This window comes from Frankia sp. KB5 (genome assembly GCF_002099325.1).
GTDB classification, from domain to species: domain Bacteria; phylum Actinomycetota; class Actinomycetes; order Frankiales; family Frankiaceae; genus Frankia; species Frankia casuarinae.
The window spans coordinates 1-7,537 of record NZ_MRUJ01000307.1; the positions used below are offsets into that span (position 1 = coordinate 1).

The following is a 7,537-nucleotide window of genomic DNA, read 5'->3' on the forward strand; positions in this document are numbered from 1 at the left end:
TGCCGCGTTCCAGGGCCCTTCGCGGCCCGACCCCTAGCAGTAGCCGACCACAAACTCAAGACGCCACGCCGTACCTACTTTGACGTCGCCCTGCCATGACATGGACGGGTCAGCCACGACCCATGATCCTCCACGTCCAACCACCAGGACCAAGCAACGAGCCCAACGTACCTCCTCAATACAAACCCCAAAGTCAGCGGGCTACGGCCGCCCACCCTGAATGGACACGTCCCATGCTCCTGGCGGACGGCATCGGGCCTCTCCCCGGCAAGGCATACCCGTCGTACGCCCTGGCTGGTACGGAGAGTTATCGCACGACGACCTCAAACGTGTTCTAAGGGGACGGCGTTCAAGGTGGAACCAGAACTTTGATCTAGTCTGCTACCTGCGCAAACAGTGGTCGCATGATGAAACATTCATCCCGGGTATCCGAGCAGGGGACGAGATATTTACCGGTGTGGCCCGGCGAGTCAGTGGCAGAGCGTGAGGCCCTCGACAAACCTGGCAATTTGGACGGTTGTTTTTAGGCAAACTCCACGGCGAAGGATTGCGAGGACAAAGCTTGCGAGGCGCGGGGTATCGGTGCTAGCGTGAGGTCCGTCTCATGGGCATCGTTCTGTCTTTTCAGATCTTCTTGAGGGGGGTTCCGTGAGGGGCCATCCAGAAGGCCTCCATAAAGATCTTCGCTGGGGGCTTCGAACTATGGTGATCTAGACGTCCATTATTCGTTCCTCCTTACGTTTCCTCGATTCCCGCTCTCACCTTCGGCCCGCCCGTGAGACAGCACGGATTTTTACTGCCGGCCGTCACCCACATTCTTTGTCGACTGTAGGTGCCCACCCTAGTGGGATTAATACTCATGTGTAATCAAATTCGTTGTTGTTTGGTAATCTTTTGCTCTTCGGCAAGGTTCATGAAAACGCTCAAGATCAACCAGGCGGCGTCATCTGGGTGACCACGTTGAGTGGCCGAAGTTGGTGTGGACACCGGTCCCGAGCCCGGATGGCGTTCCGGGCCAAGCCTGGTCGATCCCCACCCGTTCGGCCCGGGTGCCCACCGGGCCGGTGGACCTTCGGCCCTCCTGCCGGGAAGCCCGCCGGAGCGCCTTTCGCCTGGCCTTCGTCACGAGGGAATCTTTCGGCTCAAGCCTCGCGGATAGTTCTCATCCATCCACGCCACAGTTACCCGTAAATTTATCCCTTGGAACTCTTCAGGAAGGAAGAGCACGTGATTTCTGAAAACGGGACGGAAGGGCGCGGAGGCGATGGCTGGTCCTATCTGAGAAAACTGCTGAACGAACTACAGAACACCACCGTTGAGCTACTACCGATAAATTCACTCACCACCTCCGAGTCGCTTCGCGTGGCCGGCGAGGTCGGGCATCATGTCAAGATACTGGCCGAGACGGAAGCCGTGTTGCCGCCGATCATCGTGCATCGGGGATCGATGAGGGTGGTCGATGGAATACACCGGCTACGGGCCGCCGCGATTCGTGGTGAGGAAGATATCAGGGTGCAGTTCTTTGATGGCAACGTCGAAGACGCTTTTCTCCTGGCGGTCGCCGCAAACGTCACGCACGGCCTGCCGCTCACGATGGCGGATCGGGTGGCCGCTGCGAAGCGTATTATCGCGTGCCGTCCGCAGTGGTCGGACAGAGCTGTGGCCTCGGTAGTCGGAGTTTCCGCGAAAAAAATCTCGGAAATCCGCCAGAGCCTGGCCGAAAGTGTCCCTCAGTTCACGAGCAGGATTGGTATGGATGGGCGTACGAGGCCGTTGAGCTTTGTGGAGGGCAGGGAGCGGGCCAGCGAACTGATCAAAGCAAATCCCGCCGCCTCTCTTCGGCAGATCGCAAGGGAAGCCGGAATCTCTCCGACTACGGTGGCGGACGTAAAGAATCGAGTTCTCCGGGGAGCAAGCCCGGTCCCCGTAAAGCAGCGGAACGTCGACACGGTGGACCTCAGGCGACGCATGGCGATGCGTAAAAGCCTCAGCTCGGGACGAAAAGAGAGGAGATCGCTGGATGAACTTTTCTCTCTCTTTGATGTTCTGCGGAAGGATCCGTCACTGAGGTACAACGAGGTAGGAAGGATGGTGCTTCACGTCCTGAGCTACTGCACGGTCACGGCTCGGGAGAAAAAAAAGATCATCGAAAACGTTCCACCCCACTGTAGGGAAGCTATCGCCGATCTCTTCTCTGGGTATGCTGATATATGGTGCCTGCTCGCGGAGGAACTCCGGGACGGCGAGCATCGTGTCTCCTCGGAGGCAGAGTAGCGAAAGAGTGGATGTAGCGCCTCGATTTTTTGATACGGGGGCGATTTCGAAGGTTTGAGCCCGTCCATCAGCCGGCGTCGTCGGGAGGAGCCGGCGGAATACCGCCGGTTGTACGCCGCGGTCTGCCGCAGATGCCCGAGCGGCAAGGATGGCCAGCCGCTGTTCAAGTGCCGAGATCGCGCGGTTGGACGATAGGAGAGGACTCACGGCGCCACGGCTGAGCGGACTGGACTCCCACCAGCACCCCCACCAGGGGGCTGGCCACCATCCTGGTGGACACCGGGATTCACCGGCGTTGATCGCGCTGAATATGGGGCTCGCCGCGGCGGCAGGGAACCGTTCACCATGCTCGTTCTCATGGCGCTGATCACGATGTTCATCGCCGGCTGATACTGGTGGCGCCGAGTCGCGGGGAACCAGCCGTACTGGCTGTATCAGCCGCGCAGGAGGCGGCGGAGCCGTTGTCGGAAGAATGTCCTTGACATTTATTTGAGAAAATTCGAAACTAGATTGAAAATTTGGTCAAGCGGGCTTAAAGGGCTCGGAAAAAATGGTGGGAGATGGCCGTGACAGATTCTGCGGAATTTGATGTGGTGGTCGTTGGCGGCGGACCCGCCGGCTCCACACTGGCCGCGCTGGTGGCCATGCAGGGGCATCGAGTCCTTGTCCTGGAGAAGGAGCACTTTCCGCGCTACCAGATCGGCGAGTCGCTGCTACCATCCACTATCCACGGGGTCTGCCGGCTGACCGGCGCCGCCGACGAACTGGCCAAAGCCGGCTTCCCGCTCAAGCGCGGCGGTACCTTCAGATGGGGGGCCACCCCGGAGCCGTGGACGTTCGCCTTCTCGGTGTCGTCGCGGATGGCTGGGCCGACCTCATTCGCCTATCAGGTTGAACGGTCGAAATTCGACGAGATTCTACTGCGGAACGCCCGCCGGGTCGGCGCCGAGGTACACGAGGGCTGCTCGGCCACCGACGTCATCGAGGACGGCGACCGGGTCGTCGGCATCCGCTACACCGACGACGGCGGCAACCGGCGTGAGGCGCGGGCCTCCTTCGTGGTCGACGCCACCGGCAACAAAAGCCGCATCTACCATCGGGTTGGTGGCACCCGGCAGTACTCGGAGTTCTTTCGCAGCCTGGCCCTGTTCGGCTACTTCGAGGGCGGCCGGCGGATGCCCGAGCCCAACCGGAACAACATCCTGTGTGTGGCCTTCGACAGCGGCTGGTTCTGGTACATCCCACTGAGCGACACGCTGACCAGCGTCGGCGCGGTCGTACGGTCGGAAATGGCGGAGAAGGTCCAGGGTGACTCCGAGCAGGCCATGAAGGCGCTCATTGAGGAGTGCCCGATGATTTCGGATTACCTCGCGCCGGCCAGGCGGGTCACCACCGGGCAGTACGGCCAGCTCCGGGTACGCAAGGACTACTCCTATCATCAGACGACTTTCTGGCGTCCCGGGATGGTTTTGGTCGGCGACGCCGCGTGCTTTGTGGACCCGGTGTTCTCCTCCGGCGTGCACCTCGCGACCTACAGCGCGCTGCTCGCGGCCCGGTCCATCAACAGCGTCCTCGCCGAGATTGTGGACGAGAAGACCGCGATGCAGGAGTTCGAGGCCCGCTACCGCCGAGAGTACGGCGTGTTCTACGAGTTTCTGGTGTCGTTCTACGAGATGCATCACAGCGAGGACTCCTACTTCTGGCAGGCCAAGAAGGTCACCGGGAACAGCCAGCCCGAGCTGGAGGCATTCGTCGAGCTGATCGGCGGAGTGTCGTCGGGGGAATCCGCGCTGACCGACGCCGACGCCCTGGCCCTCCGGCTGCAGGCCAACACCGCCGACTTCACTACCGCGGTCGACGCGCTCGTGGCCAACAACAGCGAGAGCATGGTGCCGTTCATGAAGTCGCAGGTGATCCGCGGGGTCATGCACGAGGGCTCGCAGATGCAGATGCGCGCGCTGCTCGGTGAGGACRCCGAGCCGGAGACCCCGCTGTTCCCCGGCGGTCTGGTCTCGTCGGCTGACGGCATGTTCTGGCTGCCCACCGACGCTTAGGCCGGCCGTACCGGTCGCGTCCAAAAGCAACCGGCCCACACATGGTCCACCATGTGTGGGCCGGTTGTCTGTGTGGGCCGGTTGGTTCTGTGGATGTCAGCCCAGTAAGATGGCGCCGCTGGTGCGTGCCAGTTCTACGGCCTTGTGCCAGTTCCACGGCCCGGCTCCGTGCCGGGTCGGGCAACCACATCGGCCGCGTGCCGTCAGCCACCGTGGGTATAACCCGGGTGAAGAGAAGATGCAGAGTACCCGGAATCGGATTCGAACCGATATTCGGGGCTCTTTCAGGAGGTCCGTTTCCGTCGCTGGGCCACGGAGCGCTCCCGTGAACGATTATATCGCTCTAACCGTTCTTTCCGACTGTCGAAAAGGCATCCGATGGCGCTGGCGGAAAATTGCTGGACGCCATTGTTGTGAGTCTGGATCCGAGCGACGCTGCGGGGTATGACTGTGCGAGCGATCCGCGGTGCCACGCAGGTCGGGGCGAACGCGCGAGAGGACATCTTCGAGGCGACGGTCGAGCTGGTCACCGAGATGCTCATCCGCAACGGGCTGGTGACCGACGACGTGATCAGTGTGCTGTTCACCGCGACCTCGGATCTGGACGCCGAGTTCCCCGCGCTGGCCGCCAGGAAGGCTGGTTTTCACACGGTACCGATGATCTGCGCCAGCGAGATCGGTGTGCCCGGGGCGCTGCCGCGCGTCGTACGGCTGATGGCGCATGTGGAGGTCGACGGGGCGCGCCCGCCGATCAGGCATGTGTATCTGCGCGGCGCGAGCGCGCTGCGCCCTGATCTGGCGCAGTGATCTCGGAGGCTGGGATGACCGCGTTGACGCTCGGCGACTACGAGAACCTGGCCCGCGCCCGGCTGGACCGTCTGGTCTGGGACTTCTGCGCGGGCGGCGCCGGGGAGGAACGGACGCTCACGGCTAACATGGCGGCATTCGACGACGTCCGGCTGCGGCCAACCGTGCTGCGCGGCGCGTCCGACCCCGACATCGCCACCAGGATCTTCGGTGACCGGTGGGCGGCGCCGCTGGCTGTCGCCCCGATGGCCTTCCACACGCTGGCTCACCCAGATGGGGAACTGGCCACGGTGCGGGCCGCCACCTCGGTCGGGATGCCCGTCGTCGTCTCCACCATGGCCGGGCGCCGCTTCGAGGAGCTGGTCTCGGCCGCAGGCTCCCCGCTGTGGCTCCAGGTGTACTGCTTCCGTGACCGCTTCCGGACGCAGCGGCTGATCGAACACGGGGAGCGGGCGGGCATGAATGCGCTGGTCCTCACCGTTGACGCGCCCCGGCTTGGCCGCCGGCTGCGCGACGTGCGCAACGACTTCCGGCTGCCTCCGGGTATCATGCCGGTCAACCTCGACGGGGATGGCTTCTCCTCGCCCGCCGCGCACGCCAGCGCCGAGCTCGACCCGACCCTGGACTGGTCGGTGATCGACTGGCTGCGGTCGATCAGCTCGTTGCCGCTGCTGGTCAAGGGCATCCTGACGGCCTCGGACGCGGAACGGGCGGTACGTGCGGGGGTGGACGGCATCGTGGTCTCCAACCACGGGGGCCGCCAGCTTGACGGTGTCCCCGCGACCTTCGAGGTACTCCCGGAGATCGTGGCGGCGGTGGCGGGCAGTTGCCCGGTCCTGGTCGATGGTGGCATCCGGCGGGGCCGGGACGTGCTGGCCTGCCTGGCGGTGGGGGCCGCCGCGGTGCTCGTGGGTCGGCCAGTCCTCCATGGCCTGGCGGTCGGCGGGCAGGAAGGCGCAGCTCATGTGCTGGGCATTCTCATCGAGGAACTCACCGACGCGATGACCCTCACCGGCACACCTTCGCTGGCCGACATCCATCCCGGCCTCATTGGGCACTGATACGGCTCACCGTGAGTTTTCGGCAGTTGGACAGTGGTTGCCGCAAACTCCGCTAGGTACGGTTGAACCGATACCGCGGCCACTACTTCGGGTCCCGTGTTTAGGAGGTCGGTGATGACGCTCGGAGCTCCGGGCCCCATGATGATCCGCGGGGTGGGTGGTGACCGACCGATTACCCGGCAGCAGATCAGGCCGGGTACAATGCGCCGGATCCTGCCTTATGCCAAGCCTTATCGGTGGCGCCTGGTGCTGCTGCTGGCAGCTGGGTCACTCGAGGCCGCGAGTATTGCGGCCAATCCACTGCTACTCAAGTTCCTCATCGACGACGGCATTTTGAAGGAGAACACCAGGCTGGTCGTCGTAGTCGCCTCGGTCGTCGCGGCACTCGCCCTTCTGGATGCCTTTCTGGGAATCGCTCAGCGGATGCTCTCCGCGCGATTTGGCGAGCAGATAATCTATGATCTGCGGACCCGGGTCTTCGCCCACGTGCAGCGGCAGCCGATCGCCTTCTTCACTCGGGCGCAGACCGGCTCGCTGGTCAGCCGGCTGAACACCGACGTGATCGAGGCGCAGCAGGCGATGTCGCAGTTGCTGACTGTGTTGGTGTCCAGCGCGCTGTCGCTGGTCCTGGTGATAGTCACGATGTTCTACCTGTCATGGGTCGTGACGATAGTCGTGCTCGCGCTCGTCCCGTGCTTCATGCTGCCGGCCCGGGTCGTCGGCCGCAGGCTGCAGCGGTATGCCCGGGAGGGCATGCAGCTCAATGCCGAGATGAGCACGATGATGAACGAGCGCTTCAACGTGGCGGGCGCGATCCTCGTCAAGCTTTACGGCGAGCCCGAGACCGAGAGCAGGCAGTTCGAGGACCGGGCGGCGCGGGTCCGCGATATCAACGTGCGGACCGCCGTCTATGGGCGGGTGTTTTTCGTCGCGATGACGATGGTGGCCTCGCTCGCCACCGCGGCGGTCTATGGCATCGGCGGTGTTCTGGTCATCCACGACGACTTCCAGCTCGGCACCCTTGCCGCCTTCGCGGTCCTGCTCAACCGGCTGTACGGCCCGATCAACCAGCTCTCCAACATCCAGCTCAACGTGCTGACCGCGCTGGTGAGCTTCGACCGGGTCTTCGAGGTGCTCGACCTGCGGCCGCTCGTCGCCGAACGCCCCGGCGCGATCGCGCTGCCGTCCGCCTCGTCGGCCGCGCCGGAGATCGAGTTCGACGAGGTGTCGTTCCGCTACCCAACCGCCGACGAGGTGTCACTCGCCTCGCTCGAATCGATCGCGCTGCCGTCCGCCGAGCGCACCGGGAGCACCGCGATGGTGCTGGATCGGATCAGCTTC

5 protein-coding genes are annotated in these 7,537 nt (G+C 63.6%); all 5 read left to right on the top strand.

From position 1 onward, the window contains the following. Positions 1-1,200 precede the first annotated feature (1,200 nt). Positions 1,201-2,274 carry a ParB/RepB/Spo0J family partition protein gene (locus KBI5_RS23055; protein ID WP_131728967.1) on the top strand — a complete coding sequence of 358 codons (1,074 nt, stop codon included), beginning with the start codon at positions 1,201-1,203 and terminating at the stop codon, positions 2,272-2,274. Between the two features lie 560 nt (positions 2,275-2,834). Beyond that, positions 2,835-4,328 (top strand): tryptophan 7-halogenase, encoded by a 1,494-nt coding sequence (locus KBI5_RS23060; protein ID WP_085016446.1) that lies wholly within the window; start codon positions 2,835-2,837, stop codon positions 4,326-4,328. Positions 4,329-4,772: 444 nt separating this feature from the next. Then, the gene (gene aroH, locus KBI5_RS23065) at positions 4,773-5,135 is read left to right on the top strand and encodes a chorismate mutase (protein ID WP_023842144.1); all 363 of its coding nucleotides are present in this window, start codon (positions 4,773-4,775) and stop codon (positions 5,133-5,135) included. A 14-nt stretch (positions 5,136-5,149) separates the two neighbouring features. After that, positions 5,150-6,196 carry an alpha-hydroxy acid oxidase gene (locus tag KBI5_RS23070; protein ID WP_011436875.1) on the top strand — a complete coding sequence of 349 codons (1,047 nt, stop codon included), beginning with the start codon at positions 5,150-5,152 and terminating at the stop codon, positions 6,194-6,196. A 114-nt stretch (positions 6,197-6,310) separates the two neighbouring features. Then, positions 6,311-7,537, top strand: a 1,227-nt coding sequence (locus tag KBI5_RS23075; RefSeq protein ID WP_133057131.1) for an ABC transporter ATP-binding protein, incomplete at its 3' end; no start/stop codon positions are given.

What these genes read in the sequence shown, in the direction of transcription:
- aroH (WP_023842144.1), top strand. Translation starts at nt 4,773, where the DNA reads ATGACTGTGCGAGCGATCCGCGGTGCCACGCAGGTCGGGGCGAACGCG.
- KBI5_RS23070 (WP_011436875.1), top strand. Translation starts at nt 5,150, where the DNA reads ATGACCGCGTTGACGCTCGGCGACTACGAGAACCTGGCCCGCGCCCGG.